This is a genomic window from Leptospira alexanderi serovar Manhao 3 str. L 60, assembly GCF_000243815.2.
In the GTDB taxonomy this organism is placed as follows: domain Bacteria; phylum Spirochaetota; class Leptospiria; order Leptospirales; family Leptospiraceae; genus Leptospira; species Leptospira alexanderi.
Genome location: NZ_AHMT02000012.1, coordinates 70,001 through 90,680, shown reverse-complemented (window position 1 = coordinate 90,680; position 20,680 = coordinate 70,001). Strand labels below are relative to the sequence as shown.

General features: G+C 43.2%; 19 protein-coding genes and 1 pseudogene (1 of these 20 only partly in view). 4 read left to right on the top strand and 16 right to left on the bottom strand.

Annotated features, from left to right (window positions below; genetic code table 11):
- Positions 1-507 precede the first annotated feature (507 nt).
- Genes LEP1GSC062_RS03675 through LEP1GSC062_RS03665 form a run of 3 tightly spaced genes read right to left on the bottom strand, consistent with a single transcriptional unit; the run spans position 508 to position 2,758 of the window.
- Positions 508-1,110, bottom strand: coding sequence for an NADPH-dependent FMN reductase (locus tag LEP1GSC062_RS03675; RefSeq protein ID WP_010576377.1), 603 nt, complete (start codon positions 1,108-1,110; stop codon positions 508-510).
- A 30-nt stretch (positions 1,111-1,140) separates the two neighbouring features.
- Positions 1,141-1,848 (bottom strand): ParB/RepB/Spo0J family partition protein, encoded by a 708-nt coding sequence (locus LEP1GSC062_RS03670; protein WP_010576378.1) that lies wholly within the window; start codon positions 1,846-1,848, stop codon positions 1,141-1,143.
- The gene (locus LEP1GSC062_RS03665) at positions 1,841-2,758 is read right to left on the bottom strand and encodes a ParA family protein (protein ID WP_010576379.1); all 918 of its coding nucleotides are present in this window, start codon (positions 2,756-2,758) and stop codon (positions 1,841-1,843) included. The genes LEP1GSC062_RS03670 and LEP1GSC062_RS03665 overlap by 8 nt, the downstream gene beginning before the upstream one ends.
- A gap of 205 nt (positions 2,759-2,963) precedes the next feature.
- On the opposite strand from LEP1GSC062_RS03665, the gene LEP1GSC062_RS03660 reads away from it, so the two are divergent.
- Both LEP1GSC062_RS03660 and hemH read left to right on the top strand, forming a co-directional pair.
- On the top strand, positions 2,964-4,070 hold the full coding sequence (locus LEP1GSC062_RS03660) for a putative porin (protein ID WP_010576380.1): 1,107 nt from the start codon (positions 2,964-2,966) through the stop codon (positions 4,068-4,070).
- A 13-nt stretch (positions 4,071-4,083) separates the two neighbouring features.
- A complete protein-coding gene (hemH, locus tag LEP1GSC062_RS03655; protein WP_078124378.1) occupies positions 4,084-5,184 on the top strand; it encodes a ferrochelatase in 1,101 nt (366 codons plus the stop codon).
- Here hemH and hemG read toward each other — a convergent pair.
- From hemG to LEP1GSC062_RS03605, 10 genes are all read right to left on the bottom strand, one after another.
- Positions 5,174-6,475, bottom strand: coding sequence for a protoporphyrinogen oxidase (gene hemG / locus LEP1GSC062_RS03650; RefSeq protein WP_010576383.1), 1,302 nt, complete (start codon positions 6,473-6,475; stop codon positions 5,174-5,176). The two genes, hemH and hemG, sit on opposite strands and share 11 nt — an antisense overlap.
- Before the next feature lie 100 nt (positions 6,476-6,575).
- Complete coding sequence (locus LEP1GSC062_RS03645; RefSeq protein ID WP_010576384.1) at positions 6,576-7,526, bottom strand: LA_0442/LA_0875 N-terminal domain-containing protein; 951 nt, start codon at positions 7,524-7,526, stop codon at positions 6,576-6,578.
- 100 nt (positions 7,527-7,626) lie between these two features.
- Positions 7,627-8,976 carry an oxygen-independent coproporphyrinogen III oxidase gene (hemN, locus tag LEP1GSC062_RS03640; RefSeq protein WP_010576385.1) on the bottom strand — a complete coding sequence of 450 codons (1,350 nt, stop codon included), beginning with the start codon at positions 8,974-8,976 and terminating at the stop codon, positions 7,627-7,629.
- Complete coding sequence (locus LEP1GSC062_RS03635; RefSeq protein WP_010576386.1) at positions 8,973-9,995, bottom strand: uroporphyrinogen decarboxylase family protein; 1,023 nt, start codon at positions 9,993-9,995, stop codon at positions 8,973-8,975. Before LEP1GSC062_RS03635 ends, hemN begins: the two co-directional genes overlap by 4 nt.
- Positions 9,985-10,677, bottom strand: coding sequence for a response regulator transcription factor (locus LEP1GSC062_RS03630; protein ID WP_010576387.1), 693 nt, complete (start codon positions 10,675-10,677; stop codon positions 9,985-9,987). Before LEP1GSC062_RS03630 ends, LEP1GSC062_RS03635 begins: the two co-directional genes overlap by 11 nt.
- Position 10,678: 1 nt before the next feature.
- Positions 10,679-11,584, bottom strand: a complete 906-nt coding sequence (locus LEP1GSC062_RS03625) for a sensor histidine kinase (RefSeq protein ID WP_010576388.1) — start codon at positions 11,582-11,584, stop codon at positions 10,679-10,681.
- Positions 11,584-12,909, bottom strand: coding sequence for a glutamate-1-semialdehyde 2,1-aminomutase (hemL, locus tag LEP1GSC062_RS03620; protein ID WP_010576389.1), 1,326 nt, complete (start codon positions 12,907-12,909; stop codon positions 11,584-11,586). The genes LEP1GSC062_RS03625 and hemL overlap by 1 nt, the downstream gene beginning before the upstream one ends.
- Positions 12,906-13,859 (bottom strand): porphobilinogen synthase, encoded by a 954-nt coding sequence (gene hemB / locus LEP1GSC062_RS03615; protein WP_020983420.1) that lies wholly within the window; start codon positions 13,857-13,859, stop codon positions 12,906-12,908. The genes hemL and hemB overlap by 4 nt, the downstream gene beginning before the upstream one ends.
- Positions 13,828-15,456, bottom strand: a complete 1,629-nt coding sequence (locus tag LEP1GSC062_RS03610) for a type 2 periplasmic-binding domain-containing protein (protein ID WP_010576391.1) — start codon at positions 15,454-15,456, stop codon at positions 13,828-13,830. Before LEP1GSC062_RS03610 ends, hemB begins: the two co-directional genes overlap by 32 nt.
- A complete protein-coding gene (locus tag LEP1GSC062_RS03605) occupies positions 15,441-16,316 on the bottom strand; it encodes a Rossmann-fold NAD(P)-binding domain-containing protein (RefSeq protein WP_010576392.1) in 876 nt (291 codons plus the stop codon). Before LEP1GSC062_RS03605 ends, LEP1GSC062_RS03610 begins: the two co-directional genes overlap by 16 nt.
- Positions 16,317-16,425: 109 nt before the next feature.
- On the opposite strand from LEP1GSC062_RS03605, the gene LEP1GSC062_RS03600 reads away from it, so the two are divergent.
- Entirely contained in the window at positions 16,426-16,632 is a 207-nt protein-coding gene (locus LEP1GSC062_RS03600; protein ID WP_010576393.1) for a hypothetical protein, read from the top strand.
- On the opposite strand, the pseudogene LEP1GSC062_RS03595 reads toward LEP1GSC062_RS03600, so the two are convergent.
- Positions 16,603-17,336: pseudogene (locus LEP1GSC062_RS03595) on the bottom strand (HAD hydrolase family protein). The gene LEP1GSC062_RS03600 and the pseudogene LEP1GSC062_RS03595 sit on opposite strands and share 30 nt — an antisense overlap.
- Positions 17,337-17,555: 219 nt before the next feature.
- On the opposite strand from LEP1GSC062_RS03595, the gene LEP1GSC062_RS03590 reads away from it, so the two are divergent.
- Positions 17,556-18,380, top strand: coding sequence for a 1,4-dihydroxy-6-naphtoate synthase (locus LEP1GSC062_RS03590; protein WP_010576395.1), 825 nt, complete (start codon positions 17,556-17,558; stop codon positions 18,378-18,380).
- Between the two features lie 263 nt (positions 18,381-18,643).
- Here LEP1GSC062_RS03590 and metF read toward each other — a convergent pair whose 3' ends face one another.
- Positions 18,644-19,516 (bottom strand): methylenetetrahydrofolate reductase [NAD(P)H], encoded by an 873-nt coding sequence (gene metF, locus LEP1GSC062_RS03585; protein ID WP_020983411.1) that lies wholly within the window; start codon positions 19,514-19,516, stop codon positions 18,644-18,646.
- 10 nt (positions 19,517-19,526) lie between these two features.
- A protein-coding gene (locus LEP1GSC062_RS03580; protein ID WP_010576397.1) for a discoidin domain-containing protein crosses the window boundary here: on the bottom strand, positions 19,527-20,680 show its 3' end. The gene runs 1,360 nt beyond the window's last position; 1,154 of the gene's 2,514 nt are visible here — the last part of the coding sequence; the start codon falls outside the window, past its right edge; the stop codon is at positions 19,527-19,529.

Here is a 20,680-nt window from a genome sequence, read left to right as displayed (position 1 = left end):
GAGTTGGAATCCGAACTTTGTAAATCTATTCTTAAAACGCGAGAACTACCACAAATCACGATTTCACGAACAAATTCTGAAATTGTAGGAATTTTTACTTTTAAAAAATTCTTTCTCATTTTCAACCACCGAACTCACGTTATCTTAGAACGCAAGAACTCCCAAGAGAGTGTTCCAACAATAAAATATGTTAGAAAATCCATAAACTACCAAAGGAACGTAATCTGTGAGAACCCTATGTTTTATTACAAGCTTATGGAACGATTCAGCCGATTTCTCTAAAGTTTTTGGGAAAAACCTTTATAAAATACCTGCGGGTTGTGCAAAAAAGCCTGATCACCAACTGATAAAATTTCTCTCCAAACACCGATCGGAGGTTTTAGAAAGTTAGGATTTGTTTTTGCCAAGGTCCCGTAAATATCTCGGATTTATAATTCTGTTTTCTGCCCGACAGTTCTCCGGTAACGGCAAGTTTATAAACAACAAACAACTCTATCATATTCGTCCTCACATCCCGTTTAAGAATTCTTTTTTAACCGTCACACCGGAATCACGAACGGTTTTCAAAGCCTCTCCATAACTCACGAGAATCTTAAGGGCGAAGTCGATCCGATCTCGGATATAAGAATCTTCCTTACTAGAGGACTCAGGACCGTTAAGAACGTGTTCGACGTCCCGAACAATGATATGCTCCGGAATATAACAAAGTTTCGTGTTCTTATAACTGCTCATCCTAAGTTCGGCAATCGGATACGCGCCACCTCTGCCCGCGGAAACAGCTCCTATTAAAACTGGCTTATGACCGAGTAAAGTCGAATTACAATAAAGAAGAAAATTCTTCAAACCGGGAGAAGCCATTCCGGAATATTCCGGTGTTACAAAAATAAAAGCGTCGGCACTTTTAAGTTCGGATTCGATCGGTCTCCAAATCCGATCCCAATCATCTCCCCCATCCCAAAAAGTATCGTCCCATATCGGAAGCCTATGTTTACCGAGATCGAGAATCCAAGTCTGATGGCCAAACGCCTCGAGACGACTTCCCATCCAATTTGCGACCTTGGCCGACTGAGAAACCTTACGATGCGGACCTGCTATAATAACGAGTTTCATATGTTTATTTTTTCCGTTCAAAGAACCGTATCAGTCTTTAATTCCATATTTCTTTTTCAGAGAAGAAAGCTCCCTTAGAAATTTTTCTCTCTGTTGTAAGGTAAGTCCCACTAACCGAATGGTCATTTTCATGGGAGCCAATTTTCGGGATGAAATCATTTCACCCCCCCTGCCTTCTTTTTGTTTTAAAAGCGTTTCTAGGTTTTTTACGGAAGGATCTTTCCCGGATCGAATCAAATCTTGCACCGACTTTTGGTCAAGCCTCGCAATCGAACTCAACTGTTTCACGTATCTTTCGGTAAAGCCCAAAACCTTGGAAACCTCTTCGGCGGTTTTTCTTTTTTCTTTTCTTAAAAACTGAATCGCGCGGCCGACTTCCCAAGGGTTCAGACTTTTACGTTTCTCGTTTTCGGCAAGCGCCATTTCAAAACATCTGTCTTCCGATGCGGAGGTTTCGATCGCGGCAATTGTATTCCACTTGAGAACCTTGGCCGCTTGGTACCTTCTTTCTCCCGCCACAATTTGATATTTTTTTCCCTGCTTTCTAACTACGATAGGCTCGATCAAACCTAAACGTTTCATAGATTCTACGAGATCGGAAACTTCCTCTTTTCCGAACACGCGCGGTTGGGACGGATTCGGAACTATATCCGAAACCTGTATCTCCGCCTTTGAGGATTCCTTTTCTCCGAACGCGGTAAGAAGGTCCATACCTGCAAAATCCGAACGTTTAGCCATTTGAAATCCTCTCCATCAATTCATCCGCCAAAGAAGAAAACATCTGCATAACCTTGCTATCGTATTCCCCTAAAAGTTTTTTCTTGGCCTGAGCCTGAGGAATCGACTCTCTTCTGTAAACAACGGTATCGAAAACTTCGAAATATTTTCGGATTGCATCCGCCAGTCCCGCGAGCGCGCGGGCGTCTTCGTATTGGTTGAGAACGGCCCCCAAAAGATTGAGAGACGGATTCGCTTTCTTTTTTATTTTTAGAATCGTGGAGTGCAAATCCTTCAAACCTTGAACACTAAAAGCACGAGTCTGAATCGGAATCAGCACGTGATCGGCCGCAATCAGTGCGTTCTCTAAAATCAGCCCAAGGGACGGAGGACAATCGATGATTATATACTTATACGCGGAGCGAACTGGCTTGAGTGCGTCTTTTAAAAGTTCGAAATCATCCCTTTCATACGGAGTCGTAAAGTTCGCGAGATGAATGGAAGAAGGCAAAAGATCCAAACCCGGCGCGAGTTGAACCAATAGATCTTTTGCAGGTATAGGCTCTTCGCCCCTGTAACCCAAGGAATGAAAAACCGATCTTTCCACAGAACCGAAAAACAGTTGAGTGATGTTCGCTTGTGCGTCCCAATCCACAAGAAGCACAGGAGCCGATTTGGAAAGGGCTTCGGCTAAACAAACGGAAACGGTGGTTTTACCTTCTCCGCCTTTTTGGTTGGAAACGGCGATAATCGCGGAATCGTAAACGTGTTTATCGTTTTTTTGAAAATATTTTTCTATTACTTCACGTTCAAATTTCCCTTTCCCCGAAGCCGGAATCTTCCATTCCTTCACCTTGGACAAAAATTCTTCCTCGGAGAAAATTTCGAACTCCTCTAAAATCTGCCGGGTTGTTAGAGTTTTGGAACTCATGAAAAAAGAAGTCTCGGGGCCAGGATCGCACAAACACAAGCACACTGTCAAATCAATACTATGTCCCATCGATTTCGCAACGTTAAAAACTGAATTGCGTAGGTAGGGTAGGGCGGTTAACCTGCCTTGACTTCTTAGTATTATTCGGGGTGAAATGATTGCACCCCGAAGCTGTGGTCCCAACTAAAAAAACAAAAGTAAGTTCATGAAAATACAAAAACATACACTCAAGATTTTCTTAATTCTTATCGCTCCCCTTTTACAGATCGGCTCGATCTACGCACAGACGCCCCTTCCAATCTCTGAAGAGTCCCCGAAATCGTCTCAGGAAAAAGAAAAGCAGACCCTACCAGAGGAAACATTTTTTAAAAAACTGCTCCGACAATCCTCCCTTACGATACTCGCGGGACGAAACGGCGGGGATAATATTTTTGAAACCGGCACCAAATACCCGAACCTTTCAGGTCTACGAGGAGGTTCGAGAATCACATACGCAAGGGATTTTAACTATGGCGGTCTTGGGTTTACTTTTCGCTGGCAAAAATGGGAGGCCGATCTAAATCTAAAAACTACCGGACGTTATGTAAATGCGGGAGAGGGAAGAGACGAGGATTTTTTCCTAGGCGATCCCACGGTCGAAAGAGGAACCAAAATATCAACCAGAGAACTTTCATACTATGACACTCCTTATACGTTTATCGGATCCCGTAACTTTGCAGACGGAAAAGGCCGACTATCGATGATACAAAACAGGCAATCTCTCATTTTGAGAAGATACTTTGGAGACAGCGATTCGGACTTTCGAAAAGAAGGGAAAGGAATTTATCTCACGGGTGGTTTTCAATATACGTTTATGAAATATGTTCTTTACGACGTATTTCAATTTTTCGACTCAAACCCCATCTTTTTGAACAGAATCGGCTTGGGTCTAAGTCTTTCGTATTCGACCTACGAATTTCCGTTAGGTCTCGGCTATCGATACTCGAACAAGGAATGGCTTTTTGAAACCTCGCTTTCCGGTATTTTCTGGACGGGGCATTTTCGAGACTTCCATTATCAAAGGTCTCTTAACTTTATCGGAGATCTTTCCGGTTTCGGAATCGATTTCAACTTAGGAGTGGGAAAAATTTTCGGAAACTATCTAGCGTTTCTTAAACTCAACGAACACAGACTTTTTGGGGACGGCCATTTTTCGACAAAAGGCGGATTAAATAACAACGACATTCTCTCTCAATATTTCGGTCATTATAAGAATTATATGAATCTAAAAGAATGGAACATAGAGTTATCCCTAACGGGATTTTTATATTAAAGGTGTGCTCCTTCTGAAAAACAGAATCTTATTAATCAATCTAGGCGGTCCGCGGGACACATCGGAAATCGAAAAATTTTTGATCGACCTTTTCGAAGATCCTCTTGTTTTCGATCTTCCTCTTCCCGAATGGATCAGAAAACCTCTAGGAAAATGGGTCGCAAAAAAAAGAGTCCCGAAAGTCACTCAAACTTACAAGTCTATGGGATTTGGAGGTGGCTCCCCTCTTGTTTTAGAAACCTCTAAACAGGCGACCGCAATTGCCGAAGCCCTCGAAAAAATTACTGGAGAAGAATGGGAAGGCGACATCACGATGACCTGCGGCTATCCCGACATTAGAAAATTAAACCGAGACTCCCTCATTCCTACAAAACGAAATATCCTTCTTCCCTTATACCCCCACTTCTCCAGATCCACTGTTTTGAGCACGGCTAAACTCGTGGAACAAACGACAAAATTCTGCCCCGTGAGTTACGAAGGCTGGGTCGCACCATTCCATTCTTCACAAGCCTATTTGGAATCGATTCGGGATCTTATTCTGGACTTTTTTCAAGACAAACTGAACCGGAAGGACTTTTTACACTCCGATTCCTTCCAAAGTGTGTCGAATTGGGAAACGATCGACTTGATCTTCAGCGCTCACGGCATACCAATCCGTTTGATCGAAAAAGGGGATCGATACAGGGAAGAAATTAATTCCAACGTCGAAAATTTAAAACGACTTCTTTATGAAAAAGGATTTCGAGGAAAATGTCATACTTCCTTTCAAAGTAGGGTAGGGCCTTCGAAATGGACGGAGCCAAACACGATTACCATGCTTAAACAATTAGGAAAGAACGGAATCAAAAGGGTCGCCGTATATCCGATCAGTTTCGTAAGCGATCATTTGGAAACCTTGGAAGAGATTGGAGAACAACTCAAAAAAATCGCCTACGAAAACGGAATTGTCGAGTATCATCGAATCCCGGCTCCCGGAATTTATCCGAAATTCATCGAAGCGATGGCAAAAATCGGTTTGGAATCCATTCAATCTCCAAAGAATGAATGTATCTGTAAAAAGTTAGGGGGATACTTTCCGAATTTAAAATCGGGAGAATGTCCCATCAACTTCTAAGCGAAAATTCCTTTCCATTTCGCATAATATTCCAAACCCTTTCTAGAATCGAACTTAGACCGATCCCGTATCGAAAATTTCCTTCCACAAAAATCCCTTGCGGCAGACCACGATCCAACTCTCTGTTGAATTCAAGAAGTGCGGCGTCGTACACCGGAAGTGCGGATTTCCAAATCGTAACGTAGTGATTGATGGGTTCGTCGTTTTGGGCTGCAATCTTTTTCCGATCCTCTTCCAAGATGGATACAATTTCGTCTTCTTTGAGTTTCACAATGTCTATGTCTAAGGCCCCTCCGAAAATAAACGTCTCGGAATAATGTCCTTTGGAAGCTCTTCCCGGAAAGATGGAGGAATTCAGTAGTATTCCTCGGGCCCGTATACCTGAATCCGGAGGGAAAAGAATTCCAAATCCCGTTTTTTTACCGAGCAGCGGCCGATTGCCAAATCGAGTGACCGTCACAATTCCAAGAGTTTTGCAAATTTTTTCGTATCTTTTAAAAACGGGAAAACTCGAAGATAATAATCTCAGAGAAGATTCCAAACCGCAGGCAAGGACGATTTTTGCCTTCGGATATTTTTTTCTAAGCGAGCTCAGAGTAGGGGATTCTTCCGAGTACAATATCCTGGAATTCGGAGACGATGTGATTTTTGCTTCCATCACATTTAGGAATTCTCCCAAGCCGCCTCGAAAACTTACGGTTCCTCTTCTCTGCTTCGGTACTTTTTGTTCCGCTTTTTTCTTTTGAATCGTCAACCGAATATTTTTCAACAGCGATTCTTCCGAAGAAATCCATTTTCTCAGCACAAGTTCGGCGGACATGTTCTTTAAATTTCCTGCATATACTCCCGCAAAACCCGGTTCCAGTAAACTTTCCACGGTACCTTTTCCCAGAACACGAACCCCCCATTGATAAACCGATTCCTCTTGTCGAATCCCGGCAGGTATTGTCAAAGCTCCGTATAACAGGCGTAAGAGTTCTAAAAAGGACAATGGAATTCTTTTTGGAATTCCGTCCTTCCAGATAAATCTTTTTTTCGAGTCTTTTCTTGTGGATAGAATATCCAAGTTGAGTGCGGAAGCGAGTTCTTCAAGTTGATAGGAATTTAAGATTCCGTTTGCCGCCGTTTCCACGAGCCCAAAAGGAGTCGGAACAGACCCAATCAATCCCCCGGAACGATTTTGTCTTTCATAAAGAAGAACGGACTCCCCCTTTAGAACGGCAAGGGTAGCATAAAGAAGCCCAGTAAAACCTGTTCCGACGACGATATGATCCGGGGGTTGTGTATTCACCGGCCCATTTTTGCAGAAATCAAAAGATTGTAAATCAGCAATCGAAACGGATTCTTTTTCCTATTTTCTAAAAAACCGTCGGTTTTAAAATAAACCGATCCTAGAATTGATACCGGTATCCAAACGTGTATTTGGACTCAAGAGTAGCCGCGGAAGTAAATCCGCCGTTAGAGATTCCCGAACTCGCCATCGGATTGTAATCGAAAATCAACCCTTTGGTCGTCCCGTCCGAAATTCCAACCTTGGAGGAAATTTGACCGCCGAAAAGGAAAGCGTCCGCCAAGTTAATCAGATAAACTCCGGCTAACACTCCAATGCTAGTTTGAAGATTTTTATAAGCCTTATCTACGCCTTCCCTTTTGTCCTGATAAGGACTAAAATTCTGGTTGTAAATATGAAGAGTAACCGGATCGGAAATCACCGGAGGTAAATCCGGATTTGCGATCCCTAATGCGGCCATTACGAATGAACTCTTCGTATATGGGTTTCCATAATTTTCATATTCTTTTTTGGCGACTATATACTTGCGATTGTTCTCATAAACCGCATAACCTGCCGCTAAAAAGAGAGTAGGGTAGAGAATCGCCGCGAATTTTCTTCCGCTCGCCCATTGTCCCCAACCCGGAAGTACTGCGGATCTTGCAAGCGCTCCGGCCCGGGAAACCTCGGGTTCTTTGAGAAGAGAAGGGGGTAGGGGCTTATTCTTCTCCGTTTCTTCTTTTTCTTTTCTGAAACGCTCTTCTTCTATCTGCTGTTTTTTCAATTCGTGATCTTTTTGTTTTGAAAGTTTTTCTTCTTCCAACTTTTGGATTTCGATGTTGCGGATCTTTTCTTCTTCCGCTTCGTTGACATCTTTATAAATGACCTTCAAAACTTCCCTTTTGGGAATAACCCGTTTGCCTTCTTTGGTTTGAATCGTAATCGTTTTTTGATTTTGAGTAACGACCTTACCGCGGAAGCTTCCACCTTCTTGCAAAAGAACGGTTTCCGCCGAAATCGAAAAAGTGGCGATAACGAAGGTTAAAAAAAGTTTTTTCAAAGATAATTTCAAAATAGGCCTTCCCACAATAAGCGACAATTTTTGTTTGTTAAAACTGTCATTCTTTACTCATAATTTTTTGGACGACTTTTTAACCGAAAACCGGATCATTTCAAATCGACTTTGAAAAAACCCTCAATTCCGGGCTTTTTCTCCGTAATCTGAGATCCAAACCGGTACAAACATTGCGAAGAAAAGGCCGACCCTTTTCGGTCAAAGAGAGAAGATTTCCTTCCCATCTAATTAAAGTATCGTCCTCCATAGAAGTCAAATACAGCTTCACATCCTGCAAAATTCGCTTCGGTACTATAACCGTTCCCGTCGTCGATAGTTGCAGAATTAACGATCTTTGTATCAAATCTTCCTCGTCAAGCTTATGTCCCCGAAGTGTGGCGAACCCCTCTTTGTGAATACGTTTTTGATACTTTTTGACGATTTTCTCGTTTTGGTGGAAACAATCCCAACTATCCGAAATCGCGGAAACTCCGAGACCCAAAAGTAAATCCGTCGCTTTAGAAGTATAGCCCATAAAGTTCCGATGTAAATTTCCGTTTTTTGCCGCCTGGGAAAGAGAATCCGATTCCAAAGCGAAATGATCCATTCCGATCTCGACATAACCCGCTTTCAAAAACATTTCTCTGGAAACTTCATACAATTCGCGTTTTTCAGAACCGGAAGGAAGATCCGACTCCGTAAACAATCTTTGCGCCGCCTTGAGCCAAGGTACATGCGCGTAACTGTAGAATGCGATTCGATCCGGACGCAATTCCAAAGTTTTTCCAATGGTCCGTTTCATATTTTCCAGATTCTGTTTCGGAAGCCCGTAAATGAGATCGAAATTTACGGATGTGTATCCCAATTTTCTGGAAAGTTCCGTGATCCTTTCCGTCATTTCGAAAGGTTGTGTACGATTCACTAACCTTTGTACTTCCGGATCGAAGTCTTGCACTCCCAAACTGATTCTTTTAAAACCGAAATCATGGAGAATTTTTAACTGTGTATCTCTGGTCCTACGAGGATCCACCTCGAGAGAAAACTCCGGCGTAGAAGAAACATTCATTCTTTCTAATATAAAACGGAGAAGAACTTCCAAGTTCCTCTCCGAAAGATACGTCGGAGTTCCTCCGCCTAGATGGATCTCTTTCAACTCCCTTTGAGAGATTTCGGGCACTTCCCTTAGATAATTAGAGTATTCCGACAGAATGGTTTCGACATAAGGATCTTCTACGGAATGATTTTTCGTAATCGAAGTATTACATCCGCAAAAAGAACAAAGGGTTTCGCAAAAAGGAATATGCAAGTACAAGGAAAGGGAAGAATTTTCCGAACGAATACGATTCCTCACCTTATCCAACCATTCTTCCGTGGTCGGATTCTCGGACCAATAAGGTACGGTAGGATAACTCGTGTATCGAGGTGCCGGGATATCGTATTTTGCAATCAGCTTTTTTTCAACCGTCATCGAAATGTCTCTCTCACAATTTCTACGAAGCTTTTCACATTTTCTTCGGGTGTTTTGGGCATGACCCCGTGTCCGAGTCCACAAACCCAACCGATTCTCTCTTCGGGTAAAAGATCCCGATAAGGCGTTAAATAACGCTTGAGAGTTCTCTTAAATTCTTCTCTCTCCATAAACAATAAGTTTTGATCGAAATTTCCTTGAACCATTCTCTTTTCATTTTTAAAAATTTCTTTCAGATCCCACCTATGATCGAATCCAAAACCGGCAAGAGTGGGAATCTTTTGAACCGCTTGAAAATGCGGAGACGCTGTTCCTTTTCCATAATATCCGACCTTGCCCGGATAACTATCGGCCAAGGTTTTTATCCCGGGAATTACGATTTCACGAAACAATTCGGGTGAAAGGTCTCCTCCCGCGGTATCGAAGATCATGATCAACTCGGCTCCGCCTTCCAGTTGAAGAGAGATGTTCTCTTTTAAAAACCGAATTATTTTTTCCAAAAATTTATTCCGAACATCGGTAAGAATTTTCGGAAGCGAAAGATTTCCTTCATGTTTTCCGGAAACCGCATACGTAAACAAAGTCCAAGGTCCGCCCACGAATCCGATGACGGACTTGTCCTCGGAGATCCTTTCCCGAGTCAACTGTATCGCCTCCTTTTGAAACTGCATAAAGGAAATTGAGTCTTCCACGGGCTTTAACTTCCTCAAATCTTCTTCGGATCGGATCGAAAAACTCAAAACCGGCCCGGCATCCGTGTATCGAAGTCCCATTCCCAAAGCTTCCAATGGAAAAAGAATATCGGAGAAAAGAATCGCAACGTCAAAATCAAAGTCGTCTACGGGACCAAAGGCGACTTCCGCCGCCAATTCCGGATTTTTACAAAGTTCTTCAAACGTATATTTTTGTCTGAGAGTTTGGTAGTGTTTATGATAACGGCCCGCCTGCCTCATCATCCATACGGGAGGAATTTTTTGAGCGACTCCGCTGATAGCGTTTGAATACCGTTTACTCGGCATCTTTGATTTCTCCGGTCCATTGATAACCGACACCTCTGACGGATCGAATCACCCTTTCCCCCTCCTCGCCAAAGGTATGCCTAAGTCTTACGATCGAGTTGTCTATCGTCCTATTTGTGGGAAAACTTTCTTCTCCCCAAAGTTTATCCAATATTTCCGCACGACTGACCGTTCGATCCCTTTCGGTCACGAGAAAGTGGAGTAGGGCACAGTCTCTTTTGGAAAGCGGGAACTCTTCGTTTCCTCTTTTAATCCGAAATCCTTGAAAGTCCAAAACGTAGTCCTTATAAAAAAATCTGGTTTCTTCTATGGAATGTTTATGAGATTCTAATACGTGTTTAACACGAAGAAGAAGTTCCTTGAGATGAAACGGTTTAGGAATGAATTCTTCCGCTCCGAGTTCAAATCCTCTGAGTCTTTCCGGCGCTCCCGCTTGCGCGGTTAGAAACAGAAATGGAGGACAGTCTTTTGTTTCTTTCAGTTCTTCCGCAAGTGTAAAGCCGTCTCCATCCGGCAAACGCACATCCAAAAGAATCAGATGCGGTTTTTCGTCTTTGACCAATTTTTTTGCGGAAACCGCGGAAACCGTCCAAAGAACTTCATATCCCTCTTTTTGCAGACGCTCTTGAAGAGTTTCACCCAGGGAACGATCATCTTCGACTAACAAAAGTTTGGCTTTCATTTCAGATCGCTCCCGGAAAATTCAGATCCACTCTAAAACCGGTTTTTTGCGGAACGATCCGCATATCGCCCTTCATTTTCTTCATTAACTTTTTTATTATATAAAGTCCTATGCCGGTTCCGCTCGTGCTTCCGTGTCTATAAAAAGGGATTCCCAAAACCTTATACTTTCCGTCAAATCCGGATCCGTTATCCGAAACCGTTATCAGAATTCGATCCGATTTTTGTTTTTCGGAAATCACCTCAAGGACCTGAGCTTTGCCGTGTTTCAAGGAATTCTCTGCGAGATTTTTAAAAATACTTTCGAGCGCCTTTCTGTCCGCGGAAACGGAAACGTTTTCCAAGCGGGAAAGATCGATTTTGAGTTCGGGAAAATCCTCTCCGATAGAAAGAAAAATTTCGCGCACGTTCGCCTTTTCTATGTAAAGAATTTCGGATCTAGTCAAACTCGCGAGATACATCGCGCGGTTCATCTGGGATTCAATTCTTACGGAGTCCATCAATAACCGATGAATGAGTTTGTTCTCATTCAAACTCGGCATTTCTTCCTGTAAACTTTCAGCTTGAAGACGCAGACTCGCAAGGGGCGTCTTCATCTCATGAGTCACAGTGGAAAAAAAATCGTGAATCAGTTTATTTCTACGCGTTTCACGATAAGAAAACCAAATCAACGTCGCTCCTCCCAGAAAAAGCATCAAAAGAAAAAAAGTGCCTTCCATCTTAATCATTCTGCTTTGTCTTTCCAAAATGGAAAGACTTTCAGACGATGAATTCAGTTTCGCGCTGAGCCCCGCTACGGTATTCGTAAGCTTAAGCCCGAGTAACAACCACCAAACTCCGAGCGAAACCGTGACCAACAACCAAACGATTGCAAAAAGGATTCTAGAATTTTTCCATAGAGAAGACATTAGAGTCCCTTGAAGGCCTTATCTGCTATTTCCAAAGTTTTTGCGATCACCGAATCATTATGAGCCCAGGATAAGAATCCCACCTCGTAACCGGAAGGAGCCAGATAAATTCCGTTCTTTAGCAAAACGTGAAATACTTTCGCAAACCCTTCTTTATGACCTTCCGGAATCTGATCGATCCTTCTCACCGGCTTGGGAGTTTTTTTACGAAACCAGAACAAGGAAGAATGAGTCACAGCCTCCCATTCCTGATCCGTTTTTCCATTCAGAAGTTTTACCATCCCGTCGGCAAAAGTTTTGGTTCGAGCTTCTAACACCGAATAGATGGAATCTCTTTCGGCTTTTTTTAGAGTTGTAAGCCCGGCTCTCATTCCAAACGGATTGGCACTCAAGGTTCCGGCCTGATATACAGGACCGGAAGGAGCGACTAAATCCAAAAGATCCTTTCTTCCGGCGTAACAACCGACCGGAAAACCGCCCCCTATGATCTTACCGTAGGTTACTAAATCGGGACGAATTTCAAGCAAACCGGACATTCCCTGCAAACCGGTTCTAAATCCCGAAATCACCTCATCAAACACGACTAACGTTCCATATTTTTTCGCGATCTCCACAATTTTCAAAAGAAATTCCTTTCTTTGTACGAGAAGTCCGTAGTTAGCCGGTAGAGGCTCGATAATCAAAGCGGCTATATTTTTTCCTTCGGATTCGAACAATTTCTGGACGGCCATTTCGTCGTCCAAAGGCAGCACGAGAGTATTTGCAATTGCAGTCGAAGAAATTCCAGCACTGTCAGAAGAAGATTCTCCTGCAAGACCGGAACCTGCTTTAACTAGAAGCGCATCCAGATGACCGTGATAACAGCCGTCGAACTTGAAAATTTTTTCCCTTCCGGTCGCCGCACGCGCGACACGAAGCGCACTCATCACCGCCTCGGTACCCGAATTCACAAAACGGACCTTTTCGGCCCAAGGAATCCGACTCGTGATAAATTCCGCAAGTTCGAGAGAGTAGGGTTCCGCAGTTCCGAAACTCCATGCAAGGCCCGCAGTTTCACGAACCACTTCTTCCACTTCCGGATCTCTGTGTCCCAAAATCAAAGGACCGAAACTCAGACAAAAATCGACATATTCCTTGCCGGAAACGTCGGTTAACGTGGGCCCATTTGCGGAAACGAAAAATACGGGCGTGCCTCCCACCGAACGAAAGGAACGGACGGGAGAATGAACCCCTCCGGGGGAAACAATCTTAGCTCTTTCAAAAAGCACTTCGGAAGTATTCCCTTTCCACGAATCGGAAATCAATTCGGATGAACGTTGACTCAAGATAAAATCTCCTTACCTTTTCTTGCTCCATAAGTTATCAAATAAGCGGCACTCGCCCTAGAAAAAATCTGCCAGGTTTCCCGCAAAGCCGTGTCGAAATCGCAAAAACCGTTTTGTGCAAGATAGTGAATCGAAGCGTATTCTCCGCTGACCTGATAAGCACCGGTCGGAAGTCCGGTTTTTTCCCGGATCGGACCGATAAGATCGATGGAAGTCATTCCCGGTTTGACCATCAGAAAGTCCGCGCCTTCTTCCTTATCTCGGATCGAAGAAAGAATCGAATCCTCCCGATTTCGAACATCAATCTGGTAGGAAGAACGATCCCCGTGCCCCGGAGCGGAATCCGCCGCCGCACGAAACGGTCCGTAAAAATTGCTCTTAAATTTAGTAGAATAACTTAAAATTGGAATATTCGAAAACCCGTTTGTATCCAGAATGGAACGGTGACTTTTGACTCTTCCATCCATCATATCGCTCGGAGCGATTCCATCCGCACCGGACTGCGCATACGTCAAGGCGATCTCGGAAAGATGTCTTACAGAAGAGGGGTTATCGACACTTCCGTCCGGACGTAGAAGTCCGCAGTGGCCGTGAGTCGTGAGCGAACACATACAAGTATCGATCCATAAAAAGGCGTCGGGGAATTCTTTTTTTAAGGAAGAGACGGAACGTTCGTAAAAAGATTTCGGAATCTCAGAATTGGATTTGGACTTTGGAACGAGAAAAAGAATAAAATGAGTTACTCCCGCCTTAAGATCCGATTCTGTTTGTTTCAAAACGGAAATCTCGGTGTCTCTGTAAACGCCCGGAAGAGAATCCATCTTCTCTCTTTCTTTTAAACCTTCTACGATAAAAAGGGGTTGTATTAGTTTTTTTGAATTTAGACTTTCCGAAGACGCAAGATCTCTGAGTCCCGTATTAAGGCGAATTCTTCTTTGTTTGGTTTCCAAGCTCTTTTCCTTTGAATTCTTTAAGTCCGAGACTTTGTAGCCAGGACTCATAGTGTATAAAGACAGATAAGTTAGCCGATTCTCCCAGAACTTTTCGGATATGGAAGGAAGTAATTCCGGGCCCGCAGGCATGAAACCGATCTCGGATTCGAGGAAAAAACGACAAAGCTTTATCAAACTGAGACGCACTCATCCAAAAAAAATGAGTTTTTTCGGAAAGATCAGGATGATCTTCCATAGGCTGTGTTTGATACGTAAGAATCCGCGCAAGACCGGAAACGATCTCTGTGGAACCTACATGTGTACACTTCACAAAATCCAAGTAGTTTCCAAAAATGGAATGTTTGGGAAGTTCCTCTTCTCCGAGCGCATCCAAAGAACCATGAACCCAAATATCCTTTTCGGCGAGTTGGTACCAAGTTTTCAAACCGGAGGTCCAGACGAGGCCTTTGTGTTCTAAGGACGGATCCAAATTTGGAAACGCATTCCCTCGGGTCACGAGCCAATCTTTTAAGATCAACTCTTCGGGAAGAATGACTTTGTCTTCTTTACCGTCCTTGGAAAGAACAAATCCTTGAGAAGAATCCAAGGGAGTTCGTTTTTGTTTGACCGCTTCTCCCGGCACAGGATAGGCTTTTGCGACGGACTCGGCCGGAGGAAAAAAAGTGTCGGAGAATTGTTCCTCGATTTCCAAAATTTCGCCGGAATCCGTAAGTCCTCTTTGGTATAAAATTTTTCCATAGGGTTTGCGAAGAATCGAAACGCCTATCTTTTGATGACAACCTCCGCCGAAACGTTTCAAAATGTCTCTTTCCTCTTCCACCGCGGAAACAACTTCGGGTTTGCTTAGAGCCTGGACAAGACTCAAAGCCCACTCGTCATCCGCTCTCACCTCCGCCGCGATCGCCCCCTGTGCTGGAGCGGAAGGATTTAAGGAAAGAGGAAAAACTTGAAATACCGACTCCCCTAAGATCTCTTTTAAGAATATTCTAATTTCTTGATATTCTAATTCATTCGAATTTGAAAAATCCTCCGACAAAAGTCGATCAAGCGCCGCCTTGGCAATCACAAGTCCGTCCGAGTCGGAGTCTCTCCATTTGCGGATTCTCGTTTGTATATTACCCCGAACTGGCAAAAAGATAAGCGAGGAATTTTTATAACGGGAAGGCAGAGAATTACTTAAGAATTTTCTTAAATTATATTCCCTTCTCGGAGAAGAGGTTTGAATTTTCAGTTCCGAGGGAGAATATTTAGAAAGGGAGGATCTTTTCCAAAGAAGAACGTCTCTTTGATCCGCACGGTCCAACACGCCTACGATTGTCGTTCCGGGATGGCCTTCCAGATCCAAGTCCTTCCAGGAATGGATTACGAGATCCACTTTTTTTTCCACGAGATCCTTTGTGAGATCTTGTGTAAAAACTCCTCTCGTCCCCATTTTCCAGAGAGGGGTTTGCAGATCCAGATCTCCCGAGGCTTCTCGAAAATGAAGTTCGATTTGGATATTCGGAAATTTTTCCCTTAAAGCATCGTGTACAAGATAGGTTTGGAGTTTTGCGAGAGCGCTTTTACGGGAACCAATCCTTAGGACGCGGGACAAGTCAGATCTTCCCAGCCGAAAATGAATTGCCGAGTCTCAAGTTCCCGCTCTTCGACGAGCTCATCCAGAGCGGGCCCGATTCTTTCCCGAATTTGCAAAGCCCTTTCCTCGGTTTCACGAAGAGAATCCAACATCTCGGCAAAAGACACGTATTGAATTGTATCGGGCCATTTTTCTTCTAAAGGAATTTCCCTAAAATCGACCACGACAACATCGTCTGTAATCGAATCCAGATAAGAAGAAAGATTTAAAGGTGCCGCAATCACGATCGCTTCTCCGGAAGGCTTCCAATCAATCAGCAGTTTAACGGACACATCCAATTCTTTAGAAAGTTCTAATAAACGTTTTTCATTGCGTCCGACGAGAGTCACGTTTCGATTTTTTAACCAAGGAAGAATCTTTTCGGCGAGTTGTCCCGTTCCTAAAAGAGAAACCGAACTTTGGTCTTTCAGATATTTATTTGCAAGACCCCCGTAAGATTGTTCGCCAATATTTTGAAGATAACGGGAACGAATACTTCTCGAATCCTGAATCAGACTGTCTCTAAATTTCGCGAGATATTCCCCGAATGCGGAAGAGGGCAGGGAGGAGTTTTTGAACTTATCCCGAAACTGTGCGAGAACTTCGGTTTCACCCAAAAGTCTGGAATGAAGACCGGAAACGACCTCAAGCATAAAACGGTACCCTTCATAACCATTATATTTTTCTAAAGTAGCCGAAAGTGTCGAAGGTTCTCCGTGAATCCGGCTATCCGTGATCCAAATCGTACGCATACAAGTCATCCAAGAATACGAACCTGGAATCTCTATCTTCTCTCTACCTTTTTGAATCGAATGATAAACTTGCAGAGTGGACCACATAGTCGATAAACAAACTATACCAGTTTTAAAGTTCCGATTGTCAAAGAAGTGTCACTCTCACAAAAAAGTTTTTGTTGACTTTATTGAGACTGATTTTCAATTTGGACCTATGCACTTAGATATTCAGGCACAAAATTGGATTGTATATACGGTCGTCAGCCTAACGGCGGTTCGACTTTTCTTTCCTCTGTTGTCTGTAGCTCGGGAATTGATCGGCAAACCTTCCGGTTCCGAAACAGAAGATTTGAGTTGTTACAATGGTATGTGCAAAAGTTGCGACATAACCTCAAAAAAGGATGATCCGATTCTCCACTAAAGCAAGAGCCACTCCGTCTTCTTCATTACTGTATCGTGTAACGTGTCTTACGGATTTTTTGATTTCGGGAATGGCATCGAAACGGATACATTGATGATTTCCACGCAATAAGAAACTCCGGGAATTTTGGTAAGAATACACCGCAGTTCGGATGCTTCCGGAAGAGCGGAGACTTTACGGATGAGAGAAATTAAATCTTCCTTATGAAGCGATAAAAAACAAATCACTAAAATTTTTTCGAGATCCGCAGAAAGAAAATCGCCGACCTTTTTGGTCCTCGAATGATCTCCGCCCGAATAGTTATGATATATCCCGTCCGTGATCGGAATTTCGGTGAGCATATCAATGCCTTCTTCAAATTTGTCCACGTGTAAAATAGGCGGAGTGTGAAATTCTTTTCCTAAATGAAGAATTTTTTGAACCAAGCTTAATTCCAAATAACTTTCGGAAATTCGTTCCGCACTCGGAGACTTTCTAAGAATCTGCCCACTATTGGACACAACGTGAACTTCTCCCTTAAATTCTTTTGCAAACGGAAAAGTGGAGTAAAATCTCCTACCGGTCGCGATCACCAAATTTTTTCCCTGGTCGATCGCTTTTTGAAGTACCGAATGGGTTAGGGGAGAAATCCTACTTTTGGAACTGAGAAGAGTTCCGTCCAAATCGACGGCAATGGTATGAATTTGAGTTGGGTCAATAGACATAAATTGTTTCAAGTAAATCGGAACTAAAGATTTAGAGAACGATTTTTCTTCGCAAAAAGATCGAATAAACATATTTTTCCGATCGAAACCGGTTTGAATTTTGGCTCAAACACGTCGCATTGACGGTCCTTCCATCATTTAAAATTGTAAGAAGAAACTTTTCTTTTCCGACCCAAGATAAAAAATGATCCTATACAAAGACCCGACGGCAAAAAAGTTATGGAATTCAGTTTAGCGTATTCTCCGTGTCCTAATGATACGTTTTTATTTTATCATCTCGTACATGGTAAGGCCGCGGAGCAATTTTATGTTCGAGAAGAACTTCACGACGTAGAAAAACTGAACCGAGCCGCGTTCGACGGAAAATACCAGGTCACAAAACTTTCTTTCGCCGCATATTTTTCAGTGATGGATCGGTATTCCATATTAGACTCCGGTTCTGCGCTTGGAAGAAACTGCGGGCCGCTTCTCGTTTACAAAAAAGGAAACAATCCCGGAAATCCCAAGGGGAAAAAAATTCTTATCCCGGGAGAATGGACCACGGCAAATCTTCTCTTAAAGCTTTTTTTAAAGGACGACTTTCAAACGATCCCTGTCCGATACGATAAAATCATTCCTCTTCTATTATCAGGGGAAGCCGACTTCGGAGTTTTGATTCACGAAGAAAGGTTTACCTACGAAAAACAAGGGCTTTTCAAATTCCAAGACTTAGGAGAGTGGTGGGAAGAAACAACTGGCAAACACATTCCGTTAGGCGCCATTGCGTTTCGAAGAGATATCCAAAAGGAATGGAAGGAAAACTTTGATTCTTCTTTGAAGTTAAGTCTTGACCTTGCTTACAAAAATCGAGAAACAACTTACGAATACATCCTCAAACATTCTCAGGAAACTACCCGAGAAGTTGTCGATGCGCATATCGAACTTTATGTGAACGAATTTACGCGTTCCCTCGGAACCGAAGGTAGAGATGCGATTCTTACACTTTATCAAAAAGGAGTGGAAGCAGGTTTTCTTCCCGCAGGGAAAGAAAAGGAACTTTTTTAAAACCGAATGTCCTCTAAATTGTCTAGACGACTTGTGAATACCGCAAAAATAGCGATGAGCAAACTCTCCTTATATTGCTCGTTTTACAAGTGATTTGGTTTGCTCTGCTTTGTTCCCGATTGGCTCTTCTGCTGTCTTACCCTTGATTAACACAATTCTAATGTACTAGGACAAAACCTGAGTCAAAAACCGTAAGCGCCTTTTCCCTAAAACTCGTAGAAACATTACAAGTTTGGAGAAAACGAAAACAAAAGATCCAGATTTTAACTTTTCAACTCCCTTACAATATCGTAACTCGCGTGAGATTGATTCAGAGTATAAAGATGAATTCCTGGAACTCCCATCGCAAGCAACTCCCTACATTGTTTTACCGAAAAGTTTAAACTCCTTCTGTAAAACTCCTCTGGACGATGTTCCACCTCTTGCAAATCTTCAATGAGAGAAGAGGGGAACTCACAACCGGCCATTGAACGAAATCTCTCGATCTGAGAAAAAGAAGTGATTGGCATAATTCCCGGAATTACAGGAACACGAATACCTACCTTTCTTACCAAATTCAAAAAGTTTTCAAAGATAGAATTCACGAAAAAAAGCTGAGAAACTAAAAAGTCAGTTCCGGCATCCACTTTCCGTTTTAAATTTTTGACGTCTTCTTCAAGACTTTTTGCATTCGGATGTTTTTCGGGATAACAACCACCTCCGATACAAAAATCCAGCTTTTCAGAACGAATGAATGAAATGAGTTCCGTCGCGTTCTCAAAGCCGCCTTCAGTCTTTTTAAATTCTCCCTCTCCTTTTGGAGGATCTCCGCGAAGAGCCATCAAATTTACGATCCCAGAAGAACGAATTTCCTTCAGGGTTTTAAAAATCTGATCTTGATTTGCTCCGACACAAGTAAAATGAGAAACCGTCGGAAAAGAATAACTTTTCGAAATCTCAGATAAGATTTGTGCAGTTTTATCTCTTGTCGAACCGCCGGCACCATACGTCACGGTCACAAAATCCGGATCAAGATGAGCCAACTCCTTCACGGTTTCCATCAATTTTAAATCTCCGTCCGGAGTTTTCGGCGGAAAGAATTCAAACGAATACACTGGCCCTTTTGCAGAGCCGTAAATTTCAGATATTTTTTTCATAAACTCCTGATCACTGAAAACAAAGGAGAATTTGGATTTGTCCTCGCCCACTGCGAAGAGGGGTCAAAGCCTTTCCAAAAAGGGAACCCAGGCGCAGGGACTCCGCCGAAATTCGAACAGCATGCCCCCCCGTCAAACCGGTCACAAGCAAACTCCCCGGCTGGATCGGATATGAGGAAGCGTCCGCATTGACCGTTACGACACCGGACACAGCCACCAACCAATGACTCCCATCAGAAGGGGCTTGCTCACCCAACAAAAGAGCCGCCGATTTTACGGCAACACCGATCGTATGAGTTGCGTTAGCGGTCTTTGCCTTTTGCAACCTTCCATCTTCTCCCATCACCAAAATATCTCCCTCGGAAATTACATCCGCTGGATTTACGGGAAAAAATCTTGCGATACAATCCGAATTTTTTCCTGTCGAAATTCGAACAGTTCCGGAAAATTCAGATTCTCCCTCCGCAAGAAAAGCTTTTCCCGATCCGACTTCCCCGAAGGAAGGGATTCCTTTTCCCGTCGCAAGAAGAGCCACACCCGATCTGGAGTAAAAAACTCCACCGAAACCTCGTTTTGCAAGACCGATGACACCGGCACCCTCCTTGTCACCGGAAGAAGAATCTCCTCGAACTCCGAATTTTTCTCCGTAACCGATAAGACCCGTATCACGAGCCACACCAATAATTCCGGCTCCTTTTTCACTTTCATTTTTTCCGTAAATGGGAGCATGATTTTCCGGAGGAGGAGAAATATTTGTATAAGCGGCTTCGGTAACCCCTTTTACTTTTAGAAAACCCGTATGAGAACTGAAATCGTGATTCAGAGATGCGTAATCGTGAGTGTGAGGTTTAGGATCCCTTTTGTCGGATAATCTTGGATCGTCAGCAGAAACGACTTTTCCAGGCGTATTGGTTCCAAGCGTGGCAATCTCTACGATTCCCGGATACGATGTTGTAGCCTTACGAAGTCGTTCGTCGTTCCCTTGAACCACAAGTCCTTCTTTGGATTCACCGGACTGAGCCAACTGAACAATACCATAAGCTTCGGTTGTGGCGATTTTTAGGCGCTTATCATTTCCTTGAACAGCGGCCTCCGAAGAATCTTCTCCGTTTCTTGCAAAACGAACGATTCCGGGAAATTCCGTATTCGCTTTTTTGATCCGAG

What these genes read in the sequence shown, in the direction of transcription:
- LEP1GSC062_RS03675 (WP_010576377.1), bottom strand. Translation starts at nt 1,110, where the DNA reads ATGAAACTCGTTATTATAGCAGGTCCGCATCGTAAGGTTTCTCAGTCG.
- LEP1GSC062_RS03670 (WP_010576378.1), bottom strand. Translation starts at nt 1,848, where the DNA reads ATGGCTAAACGTTCGGATTTTGCAGGTATGGACCTTCTTACCGCGTTC.
- LEP1GSC062_RS03665 (WP_010576379.1), bottom strand. Translation starts at nt 2,758, where the DNA reads ATGAGTTCCAAAACTCTAACAACCCGGCAGATTTTAGAGGAGTTCGAA.
- LEP1GSC062_RS03660 (WP_010576380.1), top strand. Translation starts at nt 2,964, where the DNA reads ATGAAAATACAAAAACATACACTCAAGATTTTCTTAATTCTTATCGCT.
- hemN (WP_010576385.1), bottom strand. Translation starts at nt 8,976, where the DNA reads ATGACGGTTGAAAAAAAGCTGATTGCAAAATACGATATCCCGGCACCT.
- LEP1GSC062_RS03635 (WP_010576386.1), bottom strand. Translation starts at nt 9,995, where the DNA reads ATGCCGAGTAAACGGTATTCAAACGCTATCAGCGGAGTCGCTCAAAAA.
- LEP1GSC062_RS03630 (WP_010576387.1), bottom strand. Translation starts at nt 10,677, where the DNA reads ATGAAAGCCAAACTTTTGTTAGTCGAAGATGATCGTTCCCTGGGTGAA.
- LEP1GSC062_RS03625 (WP_010576388.1), bottom strand. Translation starts at nt 11,584, where the DNA reads ATGTCTTCTCTATGGAAAAATTCTAGAATCCTTTTTGCAATCGTTTGG.
- LEP1GSC062_RS03605 (WP_010576392.1), bottom strand. Translation starts at nt 16,316, where the DNA reads ATGTGGTCCACTCTGCAAGTTTATCATTCGATTCAAAAAGGTAGAGAG.
- LEP1GSC062_RS03600 (WP_010576393.1), top strand. Translation starts at nt 16,426, where the DNA reads ATGCACTTAGATATTCAGGCACAAAATTGGATTGTATATACGGTCGTC.
- LEP1GSC062_RS03590 (WP_010576395.1), top strand. Translation starts at nt 17,556, where the DNA reads ATGGAATTCAGTTTAGCGTATTCTCCGTGTCCTAATGATACGTTTTTA.
- metF (WP_020983411.1), bottom strand. Translation starts at nt 19,516, where the DNA reads ATGAAAAAAATATCTGAAATTTACGGCTCTGCAAAAGGGCCAGTGTAT.